The following is a 26,758-nucleotide window of genomic DNA, read 5'->3' on the forward strand; positions in this document are numbered from 1 at the left end:
TCGGCTTGGGTCGCGTCGGGCAAGCGCAATACTTCGCTTTCCCATTCGGTTCGCCGAGGTGCGGTCCGAGTCGCGAGCATTGAGGCGAGCAGCGCTGGTCCTGCTCATGGTCCTGGCGGGCTTGCCGTTCTACCTGCCTGTCAGTCCGGTCTCGGCGCAATCCCGGGACGCAGGCGAGGACTTCGCGCTCGCCCCCGAGAATAACTACCCCACCGGCCTCTGGTCGGACGGGACCACCATGTGGGTAGCGGACTTTGATGACAGCAGGCTGTACGCCTACAGCGTGTCGGACCAGAGCCGCGACCCCGGCAAGGACTTCAGGCTCGCCGCCGAGAACGACCTTCCGATCGGCATCTGGTCGGACGGGGTCACCATGTGGGTGTCGGACTGGCATGAGGCCAAGGCATTCGCCTACAACCTGTCGACCAAAGCCTGGGACTCCGACAGGGACTTCGACACGCTCAAGGCCGCCGGCAACAACCATCCCGAGGACCTCTGGTCTGACGGGGTCACCATGTGGGTGGGCGACACCATTGACGACAAGCTGTACGCCTACAACCTGTCGGACAAGACCCGCGACCCCGACAAGGACTTCGACACGCTCAAGGCCGCCGGCAACAACCAACCCGTCGGCATCTGGTCGGACGGGGTCACCATGTGGGTGTCGGACTGGCGTGACGCCAAGGTGTTCGCCTACAGCATGTCGACCAAGGCCAGGGACGCCAGCAAGGATTTCACGCTGGACACCGACAACAGCCATTCCGAGGGCATCTGGTCGGACGGGATCACCATGTGGGTGGCGGACCGTGAGGATGACAAGCCCGAGGGTGACAAGCTGTACGCCTACACCATGCCACCCGGCGTGACTGTCTATCCGACATCGCTCACGATGGCCGAGGGCGGTTCGGGCACCTACACGATGGCGCTCAACGCGGCACCCACGGCGGACGTGACCGTCGACATCACTGCGGGCGGCGACGTGAGCGTCAGCCCAACCAGCGTGACGTTCAGTTCCTCCAATTGGAGCACGGCGCAGACCGTGACGGTGAGCGCGGCCCACGACGACGACGCAGCGAACGACACAGCCACCCTGCAGCACAGCACACGCACCACCGACAGCGACTACTCGGGCGTCAGCGTCGCCAGCGTGGCGGTCACCGTGGCCGACGACGAGAGCGCGGGAGTGACCGTCTCGGTGCCCACGCTGATGGTCGCTGAGGGCGGTTCGGGCACCTACACGATGGTGCTCGACGCAGCGCCCACGGCGGATGTGACCGTCGACATCACCGCGGGCGGCGACGTGAGCGTCAGCCCAACCAGCGTGAGGTTCAGCTCGTCGAACTGGAGCACGGCGCAAATCGTGACGGTGAGCGCGGCCCACGACGACGACGAAACCCACGACAACCAGACCGTCAGCCACAGCATCGGCAACGGAAGCGCCTCAGAATATGCCGCCCTCAGCAGCCCGGCGGGCGTGGAAGTTTCGGTTGGCGACGACGACGCTCGCGTCACGCACTTTGAGTTGGCCGCCGACAACGGGAACCCTGCCGGCATCTGGTCGGACGGGAACACCATGTGGGTGACCGACGACGCTGACAGGAAGCTGTACGCCTACAACATGTCGACCAAGGCGAGGGACACCGCCAAGGACTTCGACGCGCTCGACGCCGGAAACGTCCTTGCCGCCGGCATCTGGTCCGACGGGGCCACCATGTGGGTGGCGGAGCGCAGTCTCGCCAAGCTGTACGCGTACAGGATGTCGGACGGCGGGCGCGACGCCGCCAAGGACTTCGACACGCTCAGGGCTGCGGGCAATGCCGCTCCGCGGGGCATCTGGTCCGACGGGACCACCATGTGGGTCGCAGACACGTCCGACGACAAGGCATACGCCTACAACGTGGCTTCCAAGGCGAGGGACACCGCCAAGGACTTCGACACGCTCGACGCCGCCAACACCTCCCCACAGGGCATCTGGTCCGACGGGACCACCATGTGGGTGGCCGACGCGTCCAGCGACAAGCTGTACGCCTACAGCATGGCTTCCAAGGCGAGGGACACCGCCAAGGACTTCGACACGCTCGACGCCGCCAACACCGCCCCACAGGGCATCTGGTCCGACGGGACCACCATGTGGGTGGCCGACGCGTCCAGCGACAAGCTGTACGCCTACGACATGCCCGCCAGCGTGTCGGCGGCGTTGCGCACACCGTCGAGGCTGGTGGCCAACACCGACCAGCCGCGCGGCCCCGAGGTGGGAATCCATTCGTCCAATCCCAAGATCGGGCAGGGTTTCACGACCGGCGCGTGGGCCAACGGGTACGCCCTGACATCGGTTGCGGTCCGCTTCGGCATCATCGGCGCTGATACAGATCTGACGACCGAGTTGTCCGCGACCATCAACGAACCCGACGAGACCGACGAGTCCAGCCCCGGCGATGCGCTGTGCACGCTGATCGGTCCGCCGAGCTATGCGGCCTTCAGCTTGAACACCTACACGGCGCCGGCGAGCGGGTGCCAGCTCAGCCCGAACACCGCCTATTTCGTCGTGCTGGAACGCGAGTACGAGCAGGTGCCAGGCGCCGCGAACCTGGTGACCTTGGTCAGCACCGCCGCCGCCACCGAGTCCTCCGGCAGCGCCGCGGGCTGGTCCATCGCCGACTACCACAACTACTGGACCCACGACATGTGGCGAACCGAGACGGAGCGGAAGGTGAAGATCGAGCTCGTCGGCTACCCGGGCAAAATACCCGCAGCCACCGACATCGGCGCCACCGAACTCACGGAGGAGACGGCCGTTGACGAACCGTTCTGGTCAGCAACGCTGACCGTGGGAGGCGTCGAGTCCGCTGCGGGATTCGATCTCTTCACGGGATTGGGCAGCCTCTCCTCCCGCAGCTTCTGGATCGATGGTCGGAATTTCGGAAATATCGTCGGCTCGATTTACGTATACGAGGACAACTACCTGTACTTCGTCGTGAACAATCCCAGGCCGACGGAATTCACGCTGAGTATCGATGGATTCCACTTCTCTTCGCGAGATGCCGAGGTCACCGAGACTGACATTCTCAATAGGTACAGGTGGGCCGCGGGAGAGTTGAGCCTGTCGGTCGGAGACGAGGTGAACGTCAGCCTCGTCCTGTCCGATTCGACCGACGCCGAGCCGGAACTCGGGACAGCGCGTTCTTCTCAGGCGATCGACAGTCCGGGCACGGTAAATTCCCCGATCAGCGGGACGCCGCAGGAGGACGAGTCAACGACGGCGGACACGCCCAAGATCGCCGACGAGGTCAATGCTGGGTCTGAGACGCCACTGACCGTCGGTCTGGAGAATGCCGCGACAACCCACGACGGCTCGGCTGCATTCACCTTCGAGTTGCGGTTCAGCGAGAATCTCCGCCTGAGCTATGTCACCTTGCGGGACCGCGCCTTCGTGGTGACCGACGGCGACGTCTTGAGGGCACAACGGATTGACAAGCCGAGCAACATCCTTTGGCGCATCACGGTGCATCCGGACGGCAACGGTGATGTCACCGTTGTTCTTCCTGTCACGACTGACTGCGACGCGGATGGGGCCATATGCACCCACGACGGCAGGAAACTCTCCAATCAGCTCGAATTGACCGTCAGCGGTCCGAGCTGACCTCATTCGTCGATGAATCCGCCCGAGTCGTCATCGTCGGTTGGGGGCTTCGCCGGGCTCAGCTTCGCCTTACCGGACCGCCGAGTACTTCGAAGGGGTGCCTGGCCTCAGGCTTCGGGGCCGTCGCTGCCGGTATAGAAGGCGAGGGTGCGCTCTGCCGCGGCCCGCGCTTGGTCAGGGTCGCCTCCGTCGGCGATGTCAGCGTCGGCCCACCCAATGCTGCTTGCGGCCATGAATTCGTTGAACGGGCCCTGGAGTTCGGGGTCCGCTGGATCAAGCGGCGGTGCATCCGGTGCTGCCAGGTGTTCGGCAATGGCCAGGAGCGCCATTTCCCACCCGATTCCGGTAGCTCCTGAGCCGTACTGTTCCCAAAACTCTGGCGGTATCGCAGCAGTGTGCTCAACGGTGAGGGCGGTGCCGTCCCCGGACGGAGTCAGGGTTGCGTCCACCCAGCTGATGTCTCCGTCGAATTCCCAGGTCACTCCGATGAGTCGTGGCTTGTCGCAGGCGACGATGTCGCCGCTGGCGTTGTGCTCGATGGCGAACCGGCCGCCGACTCGGAAGTCCCCGCTCGTCGAGCCAAGCCAGATTTGGATCCGCTCGGGCGTAGTGAGCGCGTCCCACAACTCTTCGGGCGCAGCGTCGAACGTTCGAACCGCAGCCAGCACCCGCATCGGCCGGCCCTCACGGGTTCTTGTGGACAGTGAGCGCTGGACTGCGCCGAGGTGATCAGCAACCGTGAACTTCATGGCGCGACTATTTCAGTCGAATCTGATGTGCCGTGCAACTGAGGTTCGACGACATCGGACCTCGACTGTGTCCACGAACTTCAGCGTGGTGAGCGTCGAGGCAGCGGCAGTCCAGCGCAGGGCACCGCAGCGTCTGGGGGTGCAAGCGGTGTGTGGTCATGGCCGTGGTGCGATGGGCAGGTCTGGGTTGCGTATCGGGTAGTACAACGCCGGCGGGCCGGTCGGCAACGCGAGTGAGCCCTGCCAATCGTCGCCGAACAGCACCGTGTATCGCTGTAGTAACTCCAACTACTGGTAGGTTCTGGCGCCGTCTTGGATGGTGCGCCGTGCAACCCCATGTGACCATTCCGACGCTGGTGCGGCCCTCATGCAGGGTTTCGGCCATAGCCATGAGGTGGACAAACGGTGGAACGAGATCTGTCTGTGCCGGGCTGCGCGGCCGCGAGCTCCGCAGCCCTAGCGCGCACGCATGTGTCGGCAGGTCGCGGCCGCCGCCGCCCGGGCCGGCTCGGAGCCGCGTTGGCCGTAGCGGCACTGACGGTGTTGGTGGGTGTCTGGCCTGCATCGGCTCAGGTTCCGCCGATCGTGAACAGTGCTGCGGTGGATGGCTTGATGTTGACGGTGATATTCAGCACCGACCTCGACACCTCCTCAGCCCCTTCCGCGGCAAGTTTCGCGGTCACGGTCGACGGCACCGAGAGAGCCGTTCGGGGCGTGAGCCTGGCGTCGCGCACCGTCACGCTGACTTTGGCGACTGCGGTGCAGGCGGGTCAGAGCGTGCAGGTCTCATATTCGGTGCCCGCCTCGAATCCCATCCGAGACACCAGCTCGGGCGCTGTCGCGGCCTTCGCGGCCCAAGCGGTCGCCAACGGCACTTCGGCGCGGGCGCCGTCTCTCAGCGGTGTGTGGGTCAACGAGTTGATCGTCTGGCTGACCTATGACGAGTACCTTGACACAGCTTTCGCCCCGTCCGCGTCGAGCTTCGGCATCATGGTGGACGGTACCGCCCACGATGTCGTCTCTCCGATGATGTCCTCGACTTCTGTAATGCTGATCGTTACTCCTGCAGTGCAGGCGGGCCAGAGTGTGCAGCTTTCCTACACCGTCCCGTCGTCGAGTCCTGTTCAAGACGTCGGCGGCACTCCTGCAGCCGGGTTCGCCAGCCGAGCTGTGTACAACCGGACCTCCTTGAGCGCGCTAGCGCTGCGTGGGACGTCCTACAACGAGTCAACGGTCAGGCTGCACTACAGCGAACCGCTCGACACCGGCTCAGCCCCGCCGACGTCAAGCTTCACTCTCGAAGTCGACGGCACCGAACGAGCCGTCACCGGGGTCGCCCTAGACGACACGACGGTCTCGTTGACGACGGCCGGCGGCGTTCAAGCCGGCCAATCTCTGAGTCTCTCCTACGTAGTGCCCTCGTCAAGCCCGATTCAGAGCGACGGGGGCTTACTGGCCGACGCGTACACCAATCGGGCGATTCCCAATCACACGGACCCGGGAGCGCCGATGTTCCGGACAGCCGTGTTGGATGCGTCCGGGTCGACGATCACGCTCACATATCACGAAGACCTCGACACCGGCTCGACTCCGCCCGCGACCAGCTTCTCGGCAACAGTCGGAAACTCCTTGCGATCCATCGCGTCTGCGGCGGTACGCGGCCGCTCCGTCGTATTGGTCCTGGAGGCGCCGGCGGTGTACAGCCCGCAAGGGCGTGTGCATTTCTCGTACGCCACTCCGTCATCGAGTCCGATTCGAGACATCGGCGGCACCCCTGCGTCCGCGCTGACGAGCAGATCGGTCGATCGCACCGCCATCATCCCCGGGACGAAGACGACGGAGCCGACGACAACTGAGCCTCGGTCGCAACAAGGCGGCAATGGCGGCAGCGGTGGTGGTGGCGGCGGCGGCGGCGGCGGCGATCTCGACATTGGCGTCGCAACACTTGTGGTGGCAAACGGGTGGAGCGCGGCCGATGTGGGGGTGGCATCAGTGCTGGCGGCGCGCTCGGAGGGTGCGGTCGTGGTGTACACCGTGGGCGAGGCGCTGTCGGCCGAGACAGCGATGCTGCTGCGGGAAACCTCGCCCGTAGAGGTGATCGTGGTGGGCGGCCATGCTGCGATATCGAGTGATGTCCGCACGCAGATCCGCGCAGCGTCGCCCGAGTCCGACCTCACGCGCATCTCCGGCGCGGACCGTGCCGACACGGCGGCGGCCACTGCGCGTCGCATCCTGGGGGCACCCCCGGGAGCCGGCCCGGTCACGTTGGTCGTAGCCAATGGCTGGTCCCCGCCCGACATCGGCGCGGCGGCGGCGTTGGCTGCGCGCAGCGGACGCTCCGCAGTGCTCTACACCTCGACTGACGCACTGCCAGAAGCGTCGGCTGCGCTGCTGCGCGACTATCAGATCGCTCGAGTGATCCTGATGGGCGGGACTGCCGCGATCAGCACAGACGTGGCGGACACAATTGCTGCGGCGGCAAGCGAGGCCAGCATGTCACGGCTGACCGGAACTGATCGTGTCGACACCGCCGCGCAAACAGCAAGGCGTGCGCTGGGCAATCCGGCCGCTGCGCCTGATGACGTGACCCTCGTGGTGGCCAATGGCTGGTCCCCGCCCGATGTCGGCGTCGCCGCGGCACTGGCAGCCGCCACCGAGAACGCCGCGTTCGTCTACACCGCCCGAGACACACTGCCCGATGCGACGGCCACGCTCATACGCGAGTACCGGCCCAGCCAGATCATCATCATCGGAGGTCGCACAGCCGTCGCCGACAGCGTGCGAGAAGCCATTGGCCAAGCCTTCCCCAACGCCGACGTGCGGCGCGTGACCGGCGGCAATCGTGCTGATACCGCTGCCCGCGCCGCTCGACGCATCCTCACGAACTCTTGAGCGGCCGCTGTGGCACGTCGAATCGACCGGTTCGGGGCGGCGAATGGCCGTGAAGAGGTTGCTCGGGTTCCTGGTCGTGTTGTGCTTTGTTGCAGCGGCCTGCGGCACCTGGCCGGCAACGCCGTGTCCAGCCCGATGGCGATGCCCCGCAGGCACTACCGGTCCGATATTCGGCGCCGGTGACAGCCCAACGGATGACCGTCGGGCGGCCTGGGCAGCAGCGGCTCGATCGCCGCCCAGATGACATCCACCACCGCCTTGCTCAAAGCGCGCATGATGAACAGGCGCCTCCACCATGTCGTCGGTTCGGAAAGCACCCCGCATCACAGCGGGCCCAACACGACGACTGGTGGATGGTCGCCTGTCCGCGCGGCCTCTAAGGGTCACTGCGTGGCGGCCGCCTCCAGCGGTCAGTTGGACTCGCTGATGGCGCCGCTCCCCTTTCAACTCCGGAGTGCCGCTGATTGCACCGCTGTCGACAGTGGGCATCTGGAATCCCGAGAGGACGAGTCCGGCGTATTCGTTGCGTGAGTGGCTATGGGCGTCCGAGGGTTCGGCGTGCAACGGCTGCGGCGGTGTGGGTTCGGGTGGCTCCGCTGTAGCGCGGCGCAGTTGCGTCGGGCACGATCGCGCTGGCTTGAGCCTTGGCCTCGGCGGTGATCGCGGCAGGCCCGCCGACGAACACCACTCTCGTCGGCTGGTAATCGCGCAGCACCTCGGCGGCTTCGGCGGAGAGCCGTCCTGCTTCGGTGTAGAGCACCACCGAACCCGCTGTGCGTGCCGACAGCGCCGCTGCGACGCCGATGTCGGGCGGACTCCACCCGTTGGCCACAATGACGGTCAGCTCATCGGTTGCTGCGCCTTGGTGCGGACCCAAGAACCGGCGAGCCGCTCCTGCCGCTGTTCCTGTCCTGGTAGCACCGCTGACTCGCTCCACCGTCGCACCAGGCACCGCAGCGCGTATCTCAGCAACCGCTGCAGGGCTGACCGCGGCCTCGCCTCCCACAACCAGCACCCGCGCCGGCCGATGATCGCGCAACAAGCGCTCTGTAGCGGCCGACAGCGCGCCAGACGCCGTGTAGGCGACCGACGAGCGAGGTGTGCGCGCCGACAGCGCTGCGGCGACGCCGATGTCCGCTGGGCTCCACCCGTTCGCGATGATCACGGTCGCCCCGCCCTCCTCGGCCGCATCGAGGATCCGCCGCGCGACGCCAGCGGCGGTATCGGTGCGCGTCGCCCCGGTGATGCGCTCGACCGAATCGGACTCCGACGCCCGACGCATAGACACCAATGCAGCGTCGCTCACCACGGCCTCGCCGCCCACCACGATCACTCCCGCAGGCAGGTAATCCACCAGCAGATCGCGTGCCGCGACCGACAAACGATCACCAGCGGTGTACACCACAGCCGAATCCGGCGTACGTGCCGACAACGCCGCCGCCACACCGATATCAGCCGGACTCCAACCATTCGCCACAATCACCACCGCAGTGCTCTCCTCAAGACCGCCGCCACCGCTACCGCCGCCACCACCGGTGGGTCTGGTCGTCGGTTTCGTGACCGCAGTCGTGGTGTTGGCGACCGAGTGGTCCGTCAGCGGGCCTGCAGGAGTTCCGCCCAGGTCCTGGATCGGGCTCGACGTCGGCACTGTGTAGGACAATTGCACGGCTTGTCCTGCTTGCACCGGCGTTTCCAAGGTGACAACGACCGTTTTCCCGCGCACCGCCGCCGACTGCACAGGCCGCGCGGTACCTGAAACTGTTACCTCGAAACTGGTCGCCGACGGGGCGGATGCGGTGTCGAGATCCTCGTCGTAGGTCAGCGTGACCGTCGAGGCGTTCACCGTCGCTGTGTGCAGCTCCGGTGCGGGCGATGACGTGGAGCGAGTCGCCAAGCGGTCGACTATGGCAGCAGGGGTGCCGCCGATGTCTCGGATCGGACTCGACGCGGCAGCGTCGTATTCGACACGCACTTCCTGGTCTGGCTCCACTGGAGGCGATACCAAGACGACCACGACGGTTCGCCCGCGCACCGCCGCCGACTGCACAGGCCGCGCGGTGCCCGAAACTGTTACCTCGAAGCTGGTCGCCGGCGGAGTGGACGCTGTGTCGAGATCCTCGTCGTAGGTCAGCGTGACCGTCGAGGCGTTCACCGTCGCCGTCACGAGCAACGGTGCTCGCGCTGCGGTGCCGTTGATCACCGCGTAGTTGGTGAATACCACGGCGGGTATGGCGTGTTCGAGGTCTCGGATCGGACCCGACGACGCATCGGTGTAGGAGATACGCGCGTGCTGGCCCGCTTGCATCTCACCAGCCACCGTGAGCGAGACTTCGGTCGCGCCCACAGTGACGTCAGTGACGTCTCGTTCCACGCCTTCGACTTCGAATCTGAAGCTCTCCGCGGGCGGGACGGATCCGGTGTCGAGCGTTTCGCTAAAGGTCAGCGTGACCGCTGACCCGCGGATTACAGCGGCGAGGAGTCCCGGCTTGGTCTGGCTCGTTGTGTTGGTCGCGGAGCGGTCGGTGTAAGCAGCGGCGGGTGTGCCGCCGACATCTTGGATCGGATCCGATGCGGGAGGGTCGTAGGAGACGAGCACGCTCTCGCCCACCTGCACCGCAATAGCCACGACGAGGTTCACATAGGTCACATAGTCGATGCCCGCCGACGGGGTCACCGTCGCTGACAGAACGGACCGGTCTACGCCGCCGACGGTGACCGTGAAGCCTGAAGCGAGCGAGTTGGTGCCGAGGTCGAGAAGATATTCGTCATAGGTCAGCCTGACCAAGTGCCCGTCGATCACCGCACCGCTGAGGACCGGCGCCCGAGGCGCCGTGCCGTTGACTGCTGCGGCGTCCGCGAAAGCGGCAACCGCAACCAAACCGGCGCCTCGGACCGGATTCGACGAAGGAACGGTGTACGAGACCAGCACAACCTCGCCTGCCTGCGCCGCATCTGCCAACGTCAGCGTGACCGCATGACCACCGATGCCCACACCAGTGACATCGCGCGATGCGCCGCTGACCGTGACGGCGAAACTCGTCGCCGGCGGAAGCGATGCCTCATCGAGGCTGTCGCTGAACATCAACGACAGCGCCGAGCCATTCACCGAAACGCTGCTCAGAGCCGGCGACAGAACCTGAGCCGACACGGGCAACACGCCCGCGACGACCGCTGCACCGGCTATGACCGCAGCGACAGCGAACCGACCCACACGGCGGCAACAACGAACGCTACGAACAGACCTGAGCGTGCGCGCAGGCGCCCCCATGCTCACCGCCGCCGCATCAACGCGCAGGGTCCGCTCGCCGCGCTTCTCGTACGTCATCGTCTCCCTTGGCGCCCCGACCGGGGATCCCCGCGTCGCGCCGATCCATGTGACCCGGTCTCGAGTCCGCCCGCAAACGGTGACAAGATAACCGCCGATAGTTGCCACTACTCGCATCGGGCATGCTGTCTCAGCCCGAGTCCAACGGCATCGATGGCTGCACCGAGCAAGGACCGGCAGCCGCGACTCGCGCGACGACTGGGCAGCGCTGCGAGCCTCGCCGTTGCGAGGCATCCCCCGGGGCTTTCTGATCGTGCTGCTCGCAGGCTGGGCTGTCACCGCGGGTCTGTTCCTGCTCGCCTATGCAGGATCGATGTCGGTTCCGTTGCCTTTCGGCAGCGCTGTGTCGGGCGGAGTGCTCTTGATAGCCGGCCTGCAAGTCTCATTGACCGTGTGGCTGTGGATGCGACAGCGCCGCCAAACCTGAGTGCTCCGGGCCGTTCTTAGCGGCCGCGCGGATAGGTGACGTCTCGGAAAGCTGCTGTCACGCCTTCTTTGTGCAAATTTGCTGTCTGTGGCGGCATTTGTGCACAAAGTCCGATGCCAAGCAATTCTCTGCGCAAGATTGCCGCCTACAGCGGCATTTCTGCGGAAAGTCCAGGCCGTGGGTGAATCACCCCGAGTCTCTACTCAACAGTGAAGATGTGTGCGGGGAGTGGGCCGTCGATGTCGCGAACAAGCCCGTCGTGGCTTGTTTGCGAGTTAGCGCCCGGTGCCTCTGACCTGCGGCTTTGTTCGTCCCGATGAGCCTCAAGACTAGGGCTCCACTTTTGAAGGGGGGGGGGGGGGGGGGGGTACTCCACTTTTGGTGTAGCTGCTTGAGGCTGCTACGTCGACGGAATTGGCACCATTGGGCAAAATCCCAGGTCAGGGGGCTGCGCCACGGCTTCGTGGAACACACGAGCATCGAATGCGGTCAGCGTCGGTTTCAGCTCGTGGCCTGATGCACACGATGGCGCACTGTGTTCGCTCTGGTGGTTCGCAGCTCGGCTCGGACAGTTCGTCCTCCGGTTGACTCACTCAGTCGGCGTCGCCGTTCTGCGCGGCTGTTCGCCGATTGTGCGCGACTGCAGCGGCTGTCGCTGCGATCTGGGCTGCTGCGCGCCCGCGAGGCAGACCGCTGTCGCTTCGGAGTGCCTCAGATGTGGCTTCGGCCGTGTCGCGGCGGTCCATGCCGTCCTTGTACGTCTGGGAGGTGAAGCCTCGGTCTGAGGCAACCTCGCGTGCCTCGGCGAAGGTGGGGAATACCGTCGAGTCGTCCGCCTTTGCGAGAACTGCCGGTTCGTTCCCGTCCGGCAGGGAAGCCGAGATCATCGCTCGGGCGAACCAGTCCAAGCCGTACTCGACGCCGTCCACGGCCCAGCCCTTCTCGGGTGCGCCTTCGAGCTGCTTCATGCGTCTCAGCGCTGATTCCTGGCTGAACGGCTCCGGGGATTGGTCGGCAGACCGCACCCCCAGCTCGGCCAGTTCGTCGCGGGTGAAGCTGTTCAGCGTCTCGGTCACAGCACGACGGGTGTAGGGCCGGCCTAGTTCGGCGTTGCGGATGACCGCGGCCAGCAGCGCCGCGACCGTCGCCCGTGATCGTGGTCCTCGGTGATTTTCGAGCCGCTCCTCGATGGGATCGATGATGGCTGCATCAAGCATGTGGCCGTCCTTCTGTCATGTGGGCCGTGCCCGAACGCGTTGGCCCACATCTGGACCAGCCGGGCCGGGCGTAATAGTGGAGGACTCGACGGTCGCCTGTCAATCGTCCCCTCCAAGTCGCGTCCAAGTACGGCGGCTGTGCAAAATTGGGTGTCCCCAGGTCAGCGAATTTCGCACCGGTCTCCGCAGAACGCGTTTGGCCTGTCTACAGAACGCGTTTTGGACAAAACCCCACGTCAGGGTGGCGCGCAGGGCGCGATCCTGGTCGGTTTCGACCATTTCCGGAACGTGCCCCGAGTGGCACGGCATGGGCCGAACTGCTGGCTATTGCCGACAGCGACGATGCAGACCGGCTGCTCGCTGATCACGAGATCCGCTGCGTCCTTCGCTCACCTGTGCACGACCGCGCCGGTCCCCGCATCCAGCTGGCGCACAATCCGTCGCCGACTCAACTTCGCCGGCAACCGCGACGCCAACCGAGCTCTGCACATGATCGTCATCGTCCGGCTCCGCTACTGCGAACGAACCCGCAGCTACACCGACCGCCGCCTCGCCGAACACAAGACCAAAAAAGAAGCCATCCGCTGCCTCAAACGCTTCGTCGCCCGAGAGCTCTACCGCACCCTCCGAGCCGACCTCTCCACCCTCACAACCCGCACTTGACATCTATAGGAACGTCACGGGGTGATTCAACGGCGCCCTGGTGCTGCGAGCCCTGGCCGGCCGGGTGGTGACCATAGAGCGCAGGGCCAGCCTGGCCGAGAAGGCCCGGGCCGCGCTGGCCGGGCAGGGCCTGGGAGACGTCAAGGTCGTGGTGGGCGACGGGACGCTGGGCTGGCCCGAGGAGGCTCCCTACGACGCCATCGTGGTCACCGCGGCCGGTCCGGCGCCGCCGCCACCCCTGCTGGAGCAGCCCGCGCCGAGAGGGCGCCCGGTTATGCCCGTGGGCTCACGCCACCACGACCAGTTCCTGATGCGCTACACCCGGCCCGCTACTGGAGACCTCCGCGAGGACGGGGACCCCGCACCCGCCGAGGACTACCGCTCGGAGCGGCTCACGCCGGTGCGATTCGTCCCGCTCATCGGCGCCCACGGCTTCGGGCCTGACCGGTGAGCCCCGGCCCGGCCACACCGATCCCATGACGCAGTCCCGCAGCCGCATCATCGACGCCACTACGCCCAGAGTGCCCCGCGACCACGACCGGTTCAACGTCAATGGGCCGTCGGTTCTGCCCGCCCCCGGTTGGATGCCGGACCCGCCGGGCCGGTACCTGATGTTCTTCGCGCACCACATTGGCCAGTCGATCCGACTCGCCGCCGACGACGAGCCGACCGGGCCGTGGCGGGTGGTCGAGCCCGACGTGCTCCACGTGGACGACACGCCGTCGGACCGCCAGCGTCACATCGCCTCGCCCGACGTCCACGCCGACGACCGCCGACAGCGCGCTCGCCGTGCACGGCGCGGCGAGGCACTTGCCTCGGTCGGCCTGTACTTCTACGTCGCGTCGGATCCGACGTCGGTGCTTCCCATATACGGCTTGGTCGTCGCGTTTGGCGCCGCTCGGGCCTTCCTCATGGCGGTAAGCCGGGCCTTGCCGGTGGACCTGGCACCGGAAGGGGCCCGAGAGCGGGTGGTGGCGTTGAACGTTGCGGGGTGGCAGGCGGGCTTCATCGTCGGTCCAGTGACGTTCGGTTTCGCCTTCGAAATCGATCCGGCCCTCCCGTACTTGCTGGCCGCCGGGTCCTCGGCAGCCGCGATCGGCTTGCTCATGCTGGTGCCGTCGGGCGACGTGCAACGGGCTGCGCGCGGCCGGAGCCGGGGTGCGGTCCGCGCTCGCACACGCCCTTGAGGGCCTGCGCTACGTCCGGCGCAACCGGGTGCTGCTCGGAGCGATCTCTCTCGATCTGTTCGCGGTGTTGTTGGGCGGCGCGATGGCGCTTCTGCCCGCCATTGCCGAGAAGCGCCTCGGCGTGGGCGCCGTGGGTCTCGGTTGGTTGGCGGCTGCGGTCGGCATCGGGGCCTCAGCAGTGATGGTGACCCTGTCGGTGCGACCGCTTCAGCGGCGCGTGGGTCCATCGCTGATGGCCGCGGTGGCCACCTTCGGCGTGGGGACGATCGCGCTCGCCCTGACCCGGTCGTACATTGTCGCCTTCGTAGCGCTGCTGGTTCTGGGCGGCGCGGACGCCGTGAGCATCTTCGTCCGCGGCATGATCGTCCCGCTGGCCACGCCGGAGGAGATGCGGGGACGTGTCATGGCCGTGGAGTACGTGTTCATCGGGGGATCGAATGAGCTGGGCGCCTTCGAGTCGGGCGTAGCCGGCGCGCTGCTCGGCGTGGCTGGAGCGGTGGTGTTCGGCGGCGTGGGCACTCTGGCCGTGGTTGCGATCTGGTTGTTGTGGTTCCCCGAGTTGCGGAGCATCGACCGCTTCGCTGAAGTGCAACCCGACACCTAACCCTCGACCTCGCCCCGTCCGGACGGATTTCCTGGACTTGAAGGGGGATTTTTTCCCTTGGCGACGGGAAGTTCGGCGCGCGGGCAGTGGGTCAAGGAAACGCGCTGACGCGGACGAGCCGGCCATGACGCATACTGGGAACATGGTTGATATTGGGGGCATGGCCGAGGTGCGGGGGCTGGACCACATCGTGTTGAACGTGGCCGACGCAGAGCGCTCGCTGCGCTGGTACTGCGATCGGCTGGGGCTGGCGCCGGTGCGGTACGAGGAGTGGAAGGCGGGTGAGGCGCCCTTCGTGTCGGTCCGGATCGACGAGGGCACGATCATCGACCTCGTCGAGGCGGACCGAAGCGGCGAGAACCTAGCGCACTTCGCCCTATGGGTCGTCGGCGATGTGGAGTCGATCGTGGCCCACCCAGACATGGAGGTGGTGAGTCGAGCCGAGCGGCTGTTCGGGGCCCGAGGCTGGGGCTCGTCGGTGTACGTCCGCGATCCCGACGGCAACGAGGTTGAGCTGTTTAGCTACTCGTCCTGAGCGTGTGGGTGCCCGAAACCCTGTCGTGGCTGGTCAGGCGGCTTTTCGATATTCGTTGATGAGTCCGCCGCAGCGTGTCGCTCGGACAATTCGAAGCTGCTGTTGTCCGTTGGCGTTCGGCGGTTGCGTCGGCGCTGGGGGCCGTTGATCGAGCGAGCGGTGGGGCCGGTGGGCGTTGTAGTGGTCGATGTAGTCGGTGACGAGGTGTTCGAGCTGGTGTTGGTTCCAGATGATGGTGCGGTCGAGGAGCTCTCGGCGCAGGGTGCCGATCCAACGTTCGGCGAACGCGTTGGCCACGGGGACGCGGACCGGGGTGCGCAAGATCTTGAGGCCTTCGCTTGGGAAGATCTCGTCGAAGTCGTTGACGAACTGGTTGGCGCGGTCACGAACGAGTGCCCGGGTGTGGGTGAACCGGTCGCGATGACGCACGAAGAGGTTGCGGGCGGCTTGGGTGGTCCATGCGCCCGTCGGATTGGCGGTGATACCGCCGTAGAAGACCTCGCGGTTGGCGACGTCGATGAACAACAACAGGCAGCAGCGGTGCAACAGGGCCGTGTCGACGGTTACCAAGTCACAGGCAACGGCGGCCTGGGAGCGCAGAAACTGGGTCCAGGAAACGCTCGAGCGCTGCGGGGCGGGATCGATGCGGTGGTGTTTGAGGATTCTCCACACAGTGGAGGCTCCAACGCGGTGGCCGAGGCCGACGAGCTCGCCGGTTATGCGGCGGTAGCCCCACGTGGGGTTGCTGGTGGCCATCTCGATGATGAGGCGACGCAGCTCCACAGAGGTGCAGGGCCGCCCGGGCGCCCGGCAGGGTTGGGTCCAGTGGCGGGCGATCCGCTGTCGGTGCCAACGCAACAGGGTCTCTGGTGTGACGAGCCAGCCGGCTCGCTGCGGTCGCGACAGCGCCGCCGCGACCGCACCTAGCAGGGCCCGGTCCTCGTCGGCGAGCGCTGGTCGGTTGTTCAGGCGGTGAAGGACTGCGATCTGGTGGCGCAGCACAATGATCTCAAGGTCCTTCGAGCGTGTGGGTGCCCGAAACCCTGTCGTGGCTGGTCAGGCGGCTTTTCGATATTCGTTGATGAGTCCGCCGCAGCGTGTCGCTCGGATGATTCGAAGCTGCTGTTGTCCGTTGGCGTTTGGCGGTTGCGTCGGCGCTGGGGGCCGTTGATCGAGCGAGCGGTGGGGCCGGTGGGCGTTGTAGTGGTCGATGTAGTCGGTGACGAGGTGTTCGAGCTGGTGTTGGTTCCAGATGATGGTGCGGTCGAGGAGCTCTCGGCGCAGGGTGCCGATCCAACGTTCGGCGAACGCGTTGGCCACGGGGACGCGGACCGGGGTGCGCAAGATCTTGAGGCCTTCGCTTGGGAAGATCTCGTCGAAGTCGTTGACGAACTGGTTGGCGCGGTCACGAACGAGTGCCCGGGTGTGGGTGAACCGGTCGCGATGACGCACGAAGAGGTTGCGGGCGGCTTGGGTGGTCCATGCGCCCGTCGGATTGGCGGTGATACCGCCGTAGAAGACCTCGCGGTTGGCGACGTCGATGAACAACAACAGGCAGCAGCGGTGCAACAGGGCCGTGTCGACGGTTACCAAGTCACAGGCAACGGCGGCCTGGGAGCGCAGAAACTGGGTCCAGGAAACGCTCGAGCGCTGCGGGGCGGGATCGATGCGGTGGTGTTTGAGGATTCTCCACACAGTGGAGGCTCCAACGCGGTGGCCGAGGCCGACGAGCTCGCCGGTTATGCGGCGGTAGCCCCACGTGGGGTTGCTGGTGGCCATCTCGATGATGAGGCGACGCAGCTCCACAGAGGTGCAGGGCCGCCCGGGCGCCCGGCAGGGTTGGGTCCAGTGGCGGGCGATCCGCTGTCGGTGCCAACGCAACAGGGTCTCTGGTGTGACGAGCCAGCCGGCTCGCTGCGGTCGCGACAGCGCCGCCGCGACAGCGCCCAGCAGGGCTCGCTCCTTCTCCGCGAGGGCTGGTCGGTTGTTCAGGCGGTGCAGCACTGTGAGCTGGTGACGCAACACGATGATCTCGAGGTCCTTTGAGCGTCCCGAGCGAACAGCCAAGTGGGCCAACGAAGCGAGGAACCGGTACAGAATGCGACACATAGGACCCCAGGATGCAAGCGCATCATGCCTGGTCAGCGCACCCGACCGAATATTGGGCACCCACACGCTCAGCACAACGAGGACTGGCTGGGTTTCGCCTGGCCGGGTCCACGACTACGGCCGCCGCCAGCGCCACTCCGCCGTGGGCGGCCCACCCGCTTCACGTGCATACAACCTCACGCGCACCGACATGCGTGTCGTGTATTTGGGGCGGCAGCGCCGGTGTACCGCGATCGAACGGCGCGGCTTGCGAGGGTGTCCGGTTCGTGTCTTCGGGGCAGCCGGCTCGTCTGGTCCCTGCCCGTCGCGTCAACTGGTGCCGAGAGTTCGCGGCTGATGATTTGATGAGCCTCGACGTGACGACCCGACATCAGTTCTGTCGGGCTCAACCGTGTCGAAAGCACCGCGCATGAGTCGAAGTGTGGGCTCGCGATGTCAACGGTCAGGGGTTTGCGAGGATGCGACGTGCGGCGCGTGCGGCGGTGTCGGTGCGGGTGCTGCCGGTGATGCGTCGGACGTCGGTGCTGGGGGGTGCGGTTTGGGTGATGGCTTCTCGGACGTCGTTGGTGACTGCTGCGCGGCCGCCCACGACGATGATGTGGCTGGGCCGGTAGTCGCGGATCAGCGCCGCTGTCGCAGCGGGCAGTGTTCCTTGGGAGGTGTAGGCGACTGCGGAGTTGTCGGTGGCTGCTGCTAGTGCGGCGGCGACGCCGACATCGGGCGCGGACCAGCCGTTCGCGATCACCAGGGTGACGCCGTCGGGGGCTGCGGCGGGGCTGCCGAGCACGCGTCTGGCTGCTTGGGCGGCTGTGTGGACACGATCGGCGCCGGTGAGCCGCGAGACACTGGCCTGGGTCGCCGCGGCGATCGTGTCCTGCGTGCTTTGGCTGATCGCTGCTGTGCCGCCGATGAGGATCACCCGGGCGACCTGGTAATCGCGCAGCAGCGCCGCTGAGGCTTCGGGCAGCCTGTGGGGCCAGGTGTAGATCACCGCGGAGCGGCCGCTGCGCGCAGCCAGCGCGGCTGCCGCGCCGATGTCGGGCGGCGACCAGCCGTTGGCCACCACCAGCGTGACCCGGCCGGCGTGCGAAGGCGCGCCCAGAATGCGCCGTGCGATGCGCGCCGCGGTGTCGGCACGACCAGCGCCGGCGACACGCGATATGCCCGACTCAGGCGACGCGGCACCGATCTGGGTGCGCACGCCGCGTGACACCGCCGCGTTGCCGCCCACGATGACCACCTCAGCAGGCGACGCCTCGCGCAGCAGCATCGCTGTCTCAGCCGACAGCATGTCCCCCGCGGTGTACACCACCACCGCGCCATCAGTGCGCGCCGCCAACACCGACGCCACACCCACATCGGCCGGCGACCACCCATTGGCCACCACAAAAGTCGCAACACCCACATCGAAATCGCTGCTACGACCGCCACCGCGACCGGCGGGTCCAGTGGGTCCGGTGGGTCCGGTGGGTCCGGTGGTCCCGCTCGTGACGGTGATGGCCACCTCAACAGTCGCTCCTTCGCCGTCGGGGTCGTCGGCGTCGACGGTGACGGTGTAGGCGTCCTGGGTGCCGATGTCGAAGCTGATCCCGTCGCTGACGGTGATCTGTCCCGTCAACGAATCGATCTCGAACTCCGCAGAGAACATGCGGTAGGTGAGCACATCACCGTCCACGTCGTTCGCGGCGACGGGCGATCCGACCTTTGCACCGGAAGTCGCGCTCTCACGCACGCTGCGCGTCAGAGTCGGCGACGCGAACGACGGCGGGTCGTTCACCGGGTCGACTACGACCGAGACGGTGGCGGTGCTCGACAGCGAAGGGCTGCCGGCGTCTCGGACTTCGTAGGTGAAGGTGTCGGCCCCGTGATAGTCGGCTCGGGGCGTGTAGGTGATTGTGCGCCTCTCGCCGGCATTGGCCGGTTCGTTCACCGTCGCGCTCCCCCGGCGCGGGCTGGCGGTCACCCTGAGCGTCAGAGCGCTGCGGTCGTGCTCTGGGTCTTCGTCGTTGGCGAGCACATCGATGATGACAGCGCCGTCCTCGCTCACGGTCGCGGTGTCCCCAACGGCGTCCGGGGGCTCATTCACGTCGGTGACCTCGATAGTCACAGTCACCGTGTCGCTCGCGTTGGAGGTGTCGCTGGCCTTGAGGGTCACGCTGTGAGAGGGTGCCGCCTCGAAATCGGGCGACTCGTCGGCAACGACGCGGATCTGTCCGCTGGTGCTGTCGACCGTGAACAGGTCCGACCCTGACAGCTCATAGGTCACCACGTCGCCGCTGTCAGTGTCAGTGGCGGTCACCGGCGCCCCCACGACTGCATGCGCCCGAGCATTCTCCGCGATGCTGCGCGTCGGCGCCGATTCGTCGAACGACGGGGCCACGTTGGCGACCGGAGCCGCCCTCACAGTGTAGGCCGACACCACAGCGCGGCTCTTGTCCGGCGCGTGCCCGTCGGCATAATCAGCGGTCACCCTCAGGTAGTAGCCGACATCGCCCGCGACGGGCCTGTAAGTGCTCGTCAAGACGCCGCCGCGGGCGCCCGATACGACGGTCCACGGTCCGCTGCGGCTCATCGAGCGCTCCCAGGTCCACGCCGACGACGACACAATGTCGGGGTCGCCGAGCGTGGCGGTGAAGTCCGCATCGGCCTGCGGCCGCGGCGACGACAAACCGAGCGTGCCGTTCTCGTCTTTGTTCGTGACAGTGACCGCGACATCGAGCGCCGTGGTGTGTCCGCCGGCGGAGACGCTCAGCGTCACGTCATAGACGTTGTCGCCACCAGAGTCGGCGGCGTCCTCATAATCCGGCGACGCCTTGAACACCAGCCTGCCAGTCGAGGCGGTGAAGTCGAACTTGTCGCTGTCGACCCCAGCCAGCGGCGGCCACGCGATGAGGGCGCCCTCGGGGTCTGCGGCCCGGTACGTGCCGACCAGCAGCGCGCCCTCCTCCTCGATGCTGACCGCGGCGTCGCCAGCAATGGCGGGCCGCTCATTGACGGCGTCGACGGTGACGGTGACCGCGATGGTTCCAGTCTTGTCGTCGCTGTCTCGGGCGCTCACCGTGACGCCATAGACGTTGTTGCCGCCCGAGTCGACCGGACGCTCAAAATCGGGAACATTCACGAACGACAGGACACCAGCCGATGTGATCGCGAAATCGCCCCGATCGGTCCCCCCAAGGGACCACGTGTAGGTGAGGCCCGCCTTGTTCTCGGGGTCGCTCGCACTGAACACCGCCAGCGAGCCGTCGTGGTTCTCATCCACCGCCAGCGCGTTGTTCGTCGCGGTCACGCCTCCGCTCGCCGAAAGCGAGATATCCGCCGGCTCGTCCACATCGAACAATGTCACCTCGGCCAGCGCGGTCACCGTGGTGTCGCCGTCGCTGACCTGCACCATCACCTCGTAAGTGCCGTCGCCGTCGAAGTCGTCGGGAGCCTCGAAGTCCTTGCCCACCCTCAGGCTCAGCACCCCGGCCGAGTTCAGCGTGAACTCGGCGTCGTCACGACCGGTCACTCCAGACGCCAGCGACCACACCAGCCCGCTCGCTGCGGTGTCGTCGTCGGTGGCGCTCAGCCGCCCGACCGCGGTGGTGTTCTCGTCCACATCGAAGACCAGCGAAGCGTCGTCGACCGCCGGCGGGCTGCTGAAGCGCAGCCGGTGGGCCGCGGGAGCCTCCGACAGCGTCGAGCCGTCCGCCGTGCACACGCCGCCCGCGTCGCAGGCCTGCGAGGTCACAAGGCTCACGGTGATGGCCGCCTCGCCGGCGGGCGCCAGCGTCAGCAGGTACGAGTGCGCCGGCTCGCCCGCAACCACATGGGGCGCCACCGACTCCAGCGAGCCGCCCGACACCGTGATCGACGCAGTGGTCTCGTCGAAGTCCACCACCGGCTGGTTGAAGCTCACCACCACCGTGGGCCGAGCCAGCGCACTGGTGAAGAACCCCTCGGTGTGCTCGCTGCCCGCCGCGAACCCTGACTCCAGCTCGAGCCGGTCGGGCGCCAGAGCGACCGGGCTCACCGGGATCGGCCTCACCCTCATCTGCTCCCGCTCGGTGTCGCCGTCGCCGTCGACGTCGAGCAGCAAGCCGGCGGGCTCGGAGATCTGCAGCGCGAACTTCTCCTCGCCGGTGTCGGGATCGGCCTGGGTGACCGCCTCGTCGGGTCCCCATGCCGTCTCGGGATCGGTGTCGTGAGAGGCTCGGCCCCAGCCGATCAGCCAGTCGCCGTTGTCGAGCACATCGACATGGCCCGACGAACGGCCCTCCCGGTTCTCCGCACCGTGCAGCGAGTGGTGGCGCACGAAGACCGCCTCGCCGTTGTCGAGATCCAAGTCGTACTCGACGACCCGGCTGAACCGGTCGGGCCTATTGCTGTTCCTGACCGTCTCGCCGGTGCGCGCATCACTGACGCAAGAGTTGCCGTTGTCGAACAGCACGAGATGCTCATGCGGCAGCATCCACGCGCTGTGCTGCCCGCAGAACTCGCCATGGGGGTCGTCGAGGACCGTCAGCGGCGGATCGCCCTTGCCGGCCGCGGCCCACTCATCTGCGCTGAGATTCGTGCGACCGATCCTCGCCACCGTCTCCGCGGTGTCGGCGTCGATCACCGCGACCGCTGAACAGCCCCGGAGGCTGACCACGACCCAGTCCTGGTCCCGGCCTTCCGGTTCCCAATACTGGAGGCTGTTGCCATGGGCGTAGTCTTTCGGGAAACGATGGCTCAAGCAGTCCCTCACGTCCATCTGGTCGAATGAGTTCCAAGTGAACACAGCGGTGCCGTTCGGCTTGCGGGGCGTGATGATCTGGACGACCGAATCGTCCGTCAGCACCCGTGCAGGGTCGGAGATCTCCGGTATCAACGTCTCCATGAAGCGCAGGTCGAGATAAGCCGGCTCATAGGACATCAACAGATAGTTGCCATTGTCGAGAATGCGGAAATCGTGGGCGTTGGTCTTTACCAGCGGCGGTGCCGTGGTGACCTTGTTGTCGAGCACGGTGAAGTACTCGTTGAGGATGATCCACTTGTTCTCCGTGCCAGGGTTGGCCTGCGCCCACGCATACCGGTAGCGCCCGTCGATCTGGAACACCCGGAAGAACGGGCCGTTGCCGGACGTGTGGCGGTGAAAGCGCGGCACGCCGTTCGTGTCGACTATGGACGGGTACACCCCGGCCTCCAGGGTGGGCTGCAGGTGCAGCAGGATCAGGTCCTCGATCACGCCGTCGGAGGTCGCATTGCGGATGGGCGTGATCTCGGGGTAGTCGTCGTGGATGCAGTGCACCACATAGGTGGTGCTCGACCCGCCGGCGTCGCTGAGGACGATCTCGATGTCGCTCGCGTCGGGTCCGCTGTGGTTCCTGTCGGCGACGTTGACGCCGTCGTGCAAGCCTGACACCGTGACTTCGGCCGTGCTTGCAGGCTGCTGGATGCCGTCGACGGAGACGCGCGCGTCGGGGTTCGCGGCCGACAGCGACAACGTCACCTCCGAATCGCAGCCCACCGCATAGTGCAGCACCTCGGGGTCGAACGCCGGGTACATCTGGCGTGTCGACGATGTCGCGACGCTGAGGCTGCTCAACAGCTCGCCCAGCGGCGGGCTCGACGCCACCGCATGCGCCGTCTTTGCCGCAGCGTGGGCGTCGGTGTAGGTGGCCGTCACCCGCAGATAGTCCTCAGAGTCCGCCGCCGTCGGGGTGTACGTGGCGCTGGTCGCGGCGTCGATCACCTCCCACGCTGAGCGGCCCACCGAACGCTCCCACACCCACTCGATGTCGGTGACGCCGCCGTCTGGATCGCCTAGCGACGCGGTCAGTTCTTCGCCGATGGTGGGCACCGTGTCCGACAGCGTCACCGTGCCGGGCTCGTCGACGTTGAGAATCGTCACCGACACCGCCACCGAGCTCGCGTCGGTGGTGTCGGCGTCGGTGGAGTCCTCCTCGGCGGCCACCGTCACCACATACACGTTGTCGGCGTCGGCGTCGCCCGGCGACTCGAAGTCCGGCGGACCCCCCGCCTCCTGAGACCTGAACCTCAGCACCCCGCCCGCGATGCGGAACCAGCCCGCGTCATGCCCGCTCAACGACCACTCCACCACCGGATCGCCCGCGTTCAGCGTCGCCACCCGCAAATGGCGGTTCTCGTCGAAGTCCACAGACAGCGTGCTCACATCAAAAGCGGTGAAACCGACATCGCTCACCGTCACGCTGATATCCGCGGTCGCCTCGGCCGGGTCAGTGCCAGCGCCGTTGCTGACCTTGACCGTCACCTCATAGGTGCCGTCGTCGTCGTCGTCGGTGGGCTGCTCGAAATCGGGTGGCTCTACGAACTCCAGCACATGATCGAGCCGCAGCTTGAACTTGTAGCCGTCGGCACCGGAGCCGGCGTCGGTGAGGATCGACCAGAACAGGGCCTCAGCGTCCTCGCTGAAACCCTCCGCCGTCATCTGGGCCACCTTCACCGATCCCTCGGCCACCGTGAACGGACCCGTGCTGCTCACCTGCGGGGTGTTCTCGGTCTGCGCCCCCGCCGTGCCGACCCCACCCACGGTCGCGGCGACCAGCATCAATCCCGCTCCCCCCCCACAAAGAAGCCGCCACGCCTGAGTCGGGATCGCTCCGGTCCGGTGCACACTCAGCGCAGGCACACAGGATGTGGATCGATCCATTCAGGCATCTCCTGCTGTTGTGCCGTCTCCGGGTCCGCTGACGCCGCACTCCTTCAGAGAATCCACACCTACAGTCGAAGATAGTAATATGAATGACTAGGCGCTGGAACGAAATCCCAAAGTCCCTGGTCGCAGCGTCGCGCTGGATTCCTCGGGTAACCGGTTTTCTCGAAAAGCGTTGTAGTGGTCGATGTAGTCGGTGACGAGTCGCTGGAGCTGGTGTTGGTTCCAGATGACGGTGCGGTCGAGGACCTCGCGTCGCAGGGTGCCGATCCAGCGTTGGGCGAAGGTGTTGGCCACCGGGGTGCGGGCGGGGGTCTTGAGAACCTTGACACGGGACAGGAGGATCTTGTCGAAGGTGTCGATGTATTGGCTGGCACGGTCACCGACGAGTGCTCGGGCATCGGCGAGTCGTTCGTTGTGGCGCAGGAACAGGTTGCGCGCTGGTTGGGTGGTCCAGGCGCCGGTGGGGTTGGTTGTGATGGCGCCGTAGAGGACTTCGCGGTTGGTGATGTCGATGAAGAACAGCAGGTAATAGCGGCGCAACAGGGCTGTGTCGACGGTTACCAAGTCACAGGCAACGGCGGCCTGGGAGCGCAGAAACTGGGTCCAGGAAACGCTCGTGCGCTGCGGGGCGGGATCGATGTGGTGGTGTTTGAGGATTCTCCACACAGTGGAGGCTCCAACGCGGTGGCCGAGGCCGATGAGCTCGCCGGTGATGCGGCGGTAGCCCCACGTGGGGTTGCTGGTGGCCATCTCGATGATGAGGCGACGCAGCTCCACAGAGGTGCAGGGCCGCCCGGGCGTCCGGCAGGGTTGGGTCCAGTGGCGGGCGATCCGCTGTCGGTGCCAGCGCAACAGGGTCTCTGGTGTGACGAGCCAGCCGGCTCGCTGCGGTCGCGACAGCGCCGCCGCGACCGCACCTAGCAGGGCCCGGTCCTCGTCGGCGAGCGCTGGTCGGTTGTTCTGTCGGTGAAGGACTGCGATCTGGTGGCGCAGCACAATGATCTCAAGGTCCTTCGAGCGTGTGGGTGCCCGAAACCCTGTCGTGGCTGGTCAGGCGGCTCTTCGGTATTCGTTGATGAGGCCATCGCAGCGTGTCGCTCGGATGATTCGAAGCTGCTGTTGTCCGTTGGCGTTTGGCGGTTGCGTCGACGCTGGGGGTCGTTGATTGAGCGAGCGGTGGGGCCGGTGGCTGTTGTAGTGGTCGATGTAGTCGGTGACGAGGTGTTCGAGCTGGTGTTGGTTCCAGATGACGGTGCGGTCGAGGAGCTCTCGGCGCAGGGTGCCGATCCGGCGTTCGGCGAACGCGTTGGCCACTGGGACGCGGACCGGGGTCTTGAGGATCTTGAGGCCTTCGGTTCGGAAGATCTCGTCGAAGTCGCCGGTGAACTGGCTGGCGCGGTCTCGAAGGAGGGCTCGGGTGTGGGTGAGCCGCTGTGGGTGACGCACGAACAGGTTGCGGGCGGCTTGGGTGGTCCATGCGCCGGTCGGGTTGGTTGTGATGGCGCCATAGAGGACTTCGCGGTTGGTGATGTCGATGAAGAACAGCAGGTAATAGCGGCGCAGCAGGGCTGTGTCGACGGTCGCGAAGCCACATGCGACGGCGGCCTGGGAACCCAGGAACTGGGTCCAGGTCACGCTCGTGCGCTGCGGGGCGGGGTCGATGTGGTGGTGTTTGAGGATTCTCCACACAGCGCAGGCTCCAACGCGGTGGCCGAGGCCGACGAGTTCGCCGGTGATGCGGCGGTAGCCCCACGTGGGGTTGCTGGTGGCCATCTCGATGATGAGACGACGCAGCTCCACAGAGGTGCGGGGCCGGCCGGGCGCCCGGCAGGGCTGGGTCCAGTGGCGGGCGATCCGCTGTCGGTGCCAGCGCAACAGGGTCTCTGGTGTGACGAGCCAGTCCGCTCGCCGCGGTCGCGACAGGGCCGCCGCGACCGCACCCAGCAGGGCTCGGTCCTCCTCTGCGAGGGCTGGTCGGTTGTTCAGGCGGTGCAGCACTGTGAGCTGGTGGCGCAGCACGATGACCTCAAGGTCCTTTGAGCGTCCCGAGCGAACAGCCATGCGGGCCAACGACACGAGCAACCGATACAGAATCCGACACATAGGACCCAGGATGTAGGCGCATCGTGCCTGTTCAACGCACACGACCACATTTTGGGCACTCACAGGGGCGAGACCCTGCGGGTTGGCGGCCGCGACGTGGGCACTGTCAACAGCCCGGCCTGGTCGCATCGCATGGGCAGGTCGCTTGCGCTGGTGCATCTTGCGCGCAGTGATTCCAAGATGTGTTGCGTAAATCGCCTGGACCCGTGTTTTGGCCGCCATTTTGGTCATAAAGCCACAGGTCAGCGACTTTCGCCCAAGTCTCAGTTACTGATGTTGCGGTGCAGGCACGCCAGCAAATTTCCGTGCCACGACCCGTTGTCACGCCACATGACCACAGCTCGGGTGTCTCAGGCTGTCCCGATAAGGAGACCACCGGATGGGGTCCACGCGGCGCCGCACAGCACCGTTGGAGGCGACCTGCGCCCGATGATCGCCTAAGTTGCCTGCTTGCGGGCCTTGACGGTGACGCGAGGTCCGGCTGAGGGTGAGCGCTTCGGCGTGTTTGGCTGGCTGGCGCTGTTTAGGCGGGGAAGCGTTTGCGCGGGAAGCGGCAACGGCTGGACCGTTGCTCGCAACCCCGCCTCGTAGTGCTGTGTGTCAAGTTGTACTGCGTATTATCGCCGCTGTTCGTGTCGATCCG

General features: G+C 66.3%; 16 protein-coding genes. 8 read left to right on the top strand and 8 right to left on the bottom strand.

Features of this window, described 5'->3' with window-relative positions; genetic code table 11:
• Positions 1–58 precede the first annotated feature (58 nt).
• Complete coding sequence (locus ACOOHB_RS08360; RefSeq protein ID WP_420444327.1) at positions 59–3,640, top strand: hypothetical protein; 3,582 nt, start codon at positions 59–61, stop codon at positions 3,638–3,640.
• 107 nt (positions 3,641–3,747) lie between these two features.
• Here ACOOHB_RS08360 and ACOOHB_RS08365 read toward each other — a convergent pair whose 3' ends face one another.
• Entirely contained in the window at positions 3,748–4,389 is a 642-nt protein-coding gene (locus tag ACOOHB_RS08365; RefSeq protein ID WP_420444328.1) for an SRPBCC family protein, read from the bottom strand.
• Between the two features lie 405 nt (positions 4,390–4,794).
• Between ACOOHB_RS08365 and ACOOHB_RS08370 the strand changes: the two genes are divergently transcribed.
• The gene (locus tag ACOOHB_RS08370; RefSeq protein WP_420444329.1) at positions 4,795–7,281 is read left to right on the top strand and encodes a SwmB domain-containing protein; all 2,487 of its coding nucleotides are present in this window, start codon (positions 4,795–4,797) and stop codon (positions 7,279–7,281) included.
• A gap of 535 nt (positions 7,282–7,816) precedes the next feature.
• Here ACOOHB_RS08370 and ACOOHB_RS08375 read toward each other — a convergent pair.
• A complete protein-coding gene (locus ACOOHB_RS08375) occupies positions 7,817–10,606 on the bottom strand; it encodes a SwmB domain-containing protein (protein WP_420444330.1) in 2,790 nt (929 codons plus the stop codon).
• Between the two features lie 223 nt (positions 10,607–10,829).
• Between ACOOHB_RS08375 and ACOOHB_RS08380 the strand changes: the two genes are divergently transcribed.
• The gene (locus tag ACOOHB_RS08380) at positions 10,830–11,033 is read left to right on the top strand and encodes a hypothetical protein (RefSeq protein WP_420444331.1); all 204 of its coding nucleotides are present in this window, start codon (positions 10,830–10,832) and stop codon (positions 11,031–11,033) included.
• A gap of 593 nt (positions 11,034–11,626) precedes the next feature.
• On the opposite strand, the gene ACOOHB_RS08385 is transcribed toward ACOOHB_RS08380, so the two are convergent.
• Positions 11,627–12,250, bottom strand: a complete 624-nt coding sequence (locus tag ACOOHB_RS08385) for a hypothetical protein (RefSeq protein ID WP_420444332.1) — start codon at positions 12,248–12,250, stop codon at positions 11,627–11,629.
• A 297-nt stretch (positions 12,251–12,547) separates the two neighbouring features.
• Here ACOOHB_RS08385 and ACOOHB_RS08390 point away from each other — a divergent pair, with 297 nt between their 5' ends.
• From ACOOHB_RS08390 to ACOOHB_RS08410, 5 genes are all read left to right on the top strand, one after another.
• On the top strand, positions 12,548–12,913 hold the full coding sequence (locus ACOOHB_RS08390; RefSeq protein WP_420444333.1) for a transposase: 366 nt from the start codon (positions 12,548–12,550) through the stop codon (positions 12,911–12,913).
• 40 nt (positions 12,914–12,953) lie between these two features.
• Complete coding sequence (locus ACOOHB_RS08395; protein WP_420444334.1) at positions 12,954–13,364, top strand: protein-L-isoaspartate O-methyltransferase family protein; 411 nt, start codon at positions 12,954–12,956, stop codon at positions 13,362–13,364.
• A gap of 25 nt (positions 13,365–13,389) precedes the next feature.
• The gene (locus ACOOHB_RS08400) at positions 13,390–14,100 is read left to right on the top strand and encodes an MFS transporter (RefSeq protein WP_420444335.1); all 711 of its coding nucleotides are present in this window, start codon (positions 13,390–13,392) and stop codon (positions 14,098–14,100) included.
• Positions 14,072–14,704: an MFS transporter gene (locus ACOOHB_RS08405; protein ID WP_420444336.1), complete on the top strand. Its 633-nt coding sequence runs from the start codon at positions 14,072–14,074 to the stop codon at positions 14,702–14,704. Before ACOOHB_RS08400 ends, ACOOHB_RS08405 begins: the two co-directional genes overlap by 29 nt.
• A gap of 142 nt (positions 14,705–14,846) precedes the next feature.
• A complete protein-coding gene (locus tag ACOOHB_RS08410) occupies positions 14,847–15,239 on the top strand; it encodes a VOC family protein (protein WP_420444337.1) in 393 nt (130 codons plus the stop codon).
• Positions 15,240–15,272: 33 nt separating this feature from the next.
• On the opposite strand, the gene ACOOHB_RS08415 is transcribed toward ACOOHB_RS08410, so the two are convergent.
• The 5 genes from ACOOHB_RS08415 to ACOOHB_RS08435 form a co-directional block, all read right to left on the bottom strand.
• Complete coding sequence (locus tag ACOOHB_RS08415; RefSeq protein WP_420444338.1) at positions 15,273–16,241, bottom strand: transposase; 969 nt, start codon at positions 16,239–16,241, stop codon at positions 15,273–15,275.
• Between the two features lie 54 nt (positions 16,242–16,295).
• Positions 16,296–17,348: a transposase gene (locus ACOOHB_RS08420; RefSeq protein ID WP_420444339.1), complete on the bottom strand. Its 1,053-nt coding sequence runs from the start codon at positions 17,346–17,348 to the stop codon at positions 16,296–16,298.
• A gap of 442 nt (positions 17,349–17,790) precedes the next feature.
• A complete protein-coding gene (locus tag ACOOHB_RS08425; protein ID WP_420444340.1) occupies positions 17,791–23,904 on the bottom strand; it encodes an Ig-like domain-containing protein in 6,114 nt (2,037 codons plus the stop codon).
• 198 nt (positions 23,905–24,102) lie between these two features.
• Complete coding sequence (locus ACOOHB_RS08430; protein ID WP_420444341.1) at positions 24,103–25,008, bottom strand: integrase core domain-containing protein; 906 nt, start codon at positions 25,006–25,008, stop codon at positions 24,103–24,105.
• 54 nt (positions 25,009–25,062) lie between these two features.
• Positions 25,063–26,073: a transposase gene (locus ACOOHB_RS08435; protein WP_420444342.1), complete on the bottom strand. Its 1,011-nt coding sequence runs from the start codon at positions 26,071–26,073 to the stop codon at positions 25,063–25,065.
• Between the last annotated feature and the right edge of the window lie 685 nt (positions 26,074–26,758).

This window comes from Candidatus Poriferisodalis sp. (genome assembly GCF_965215815.1).
Lineage (GTDB): Bacteria > Actinomycetota > Acidimicrobiia > Acidimicrobiales > Poriferisodalaceae > Poriferisodalis.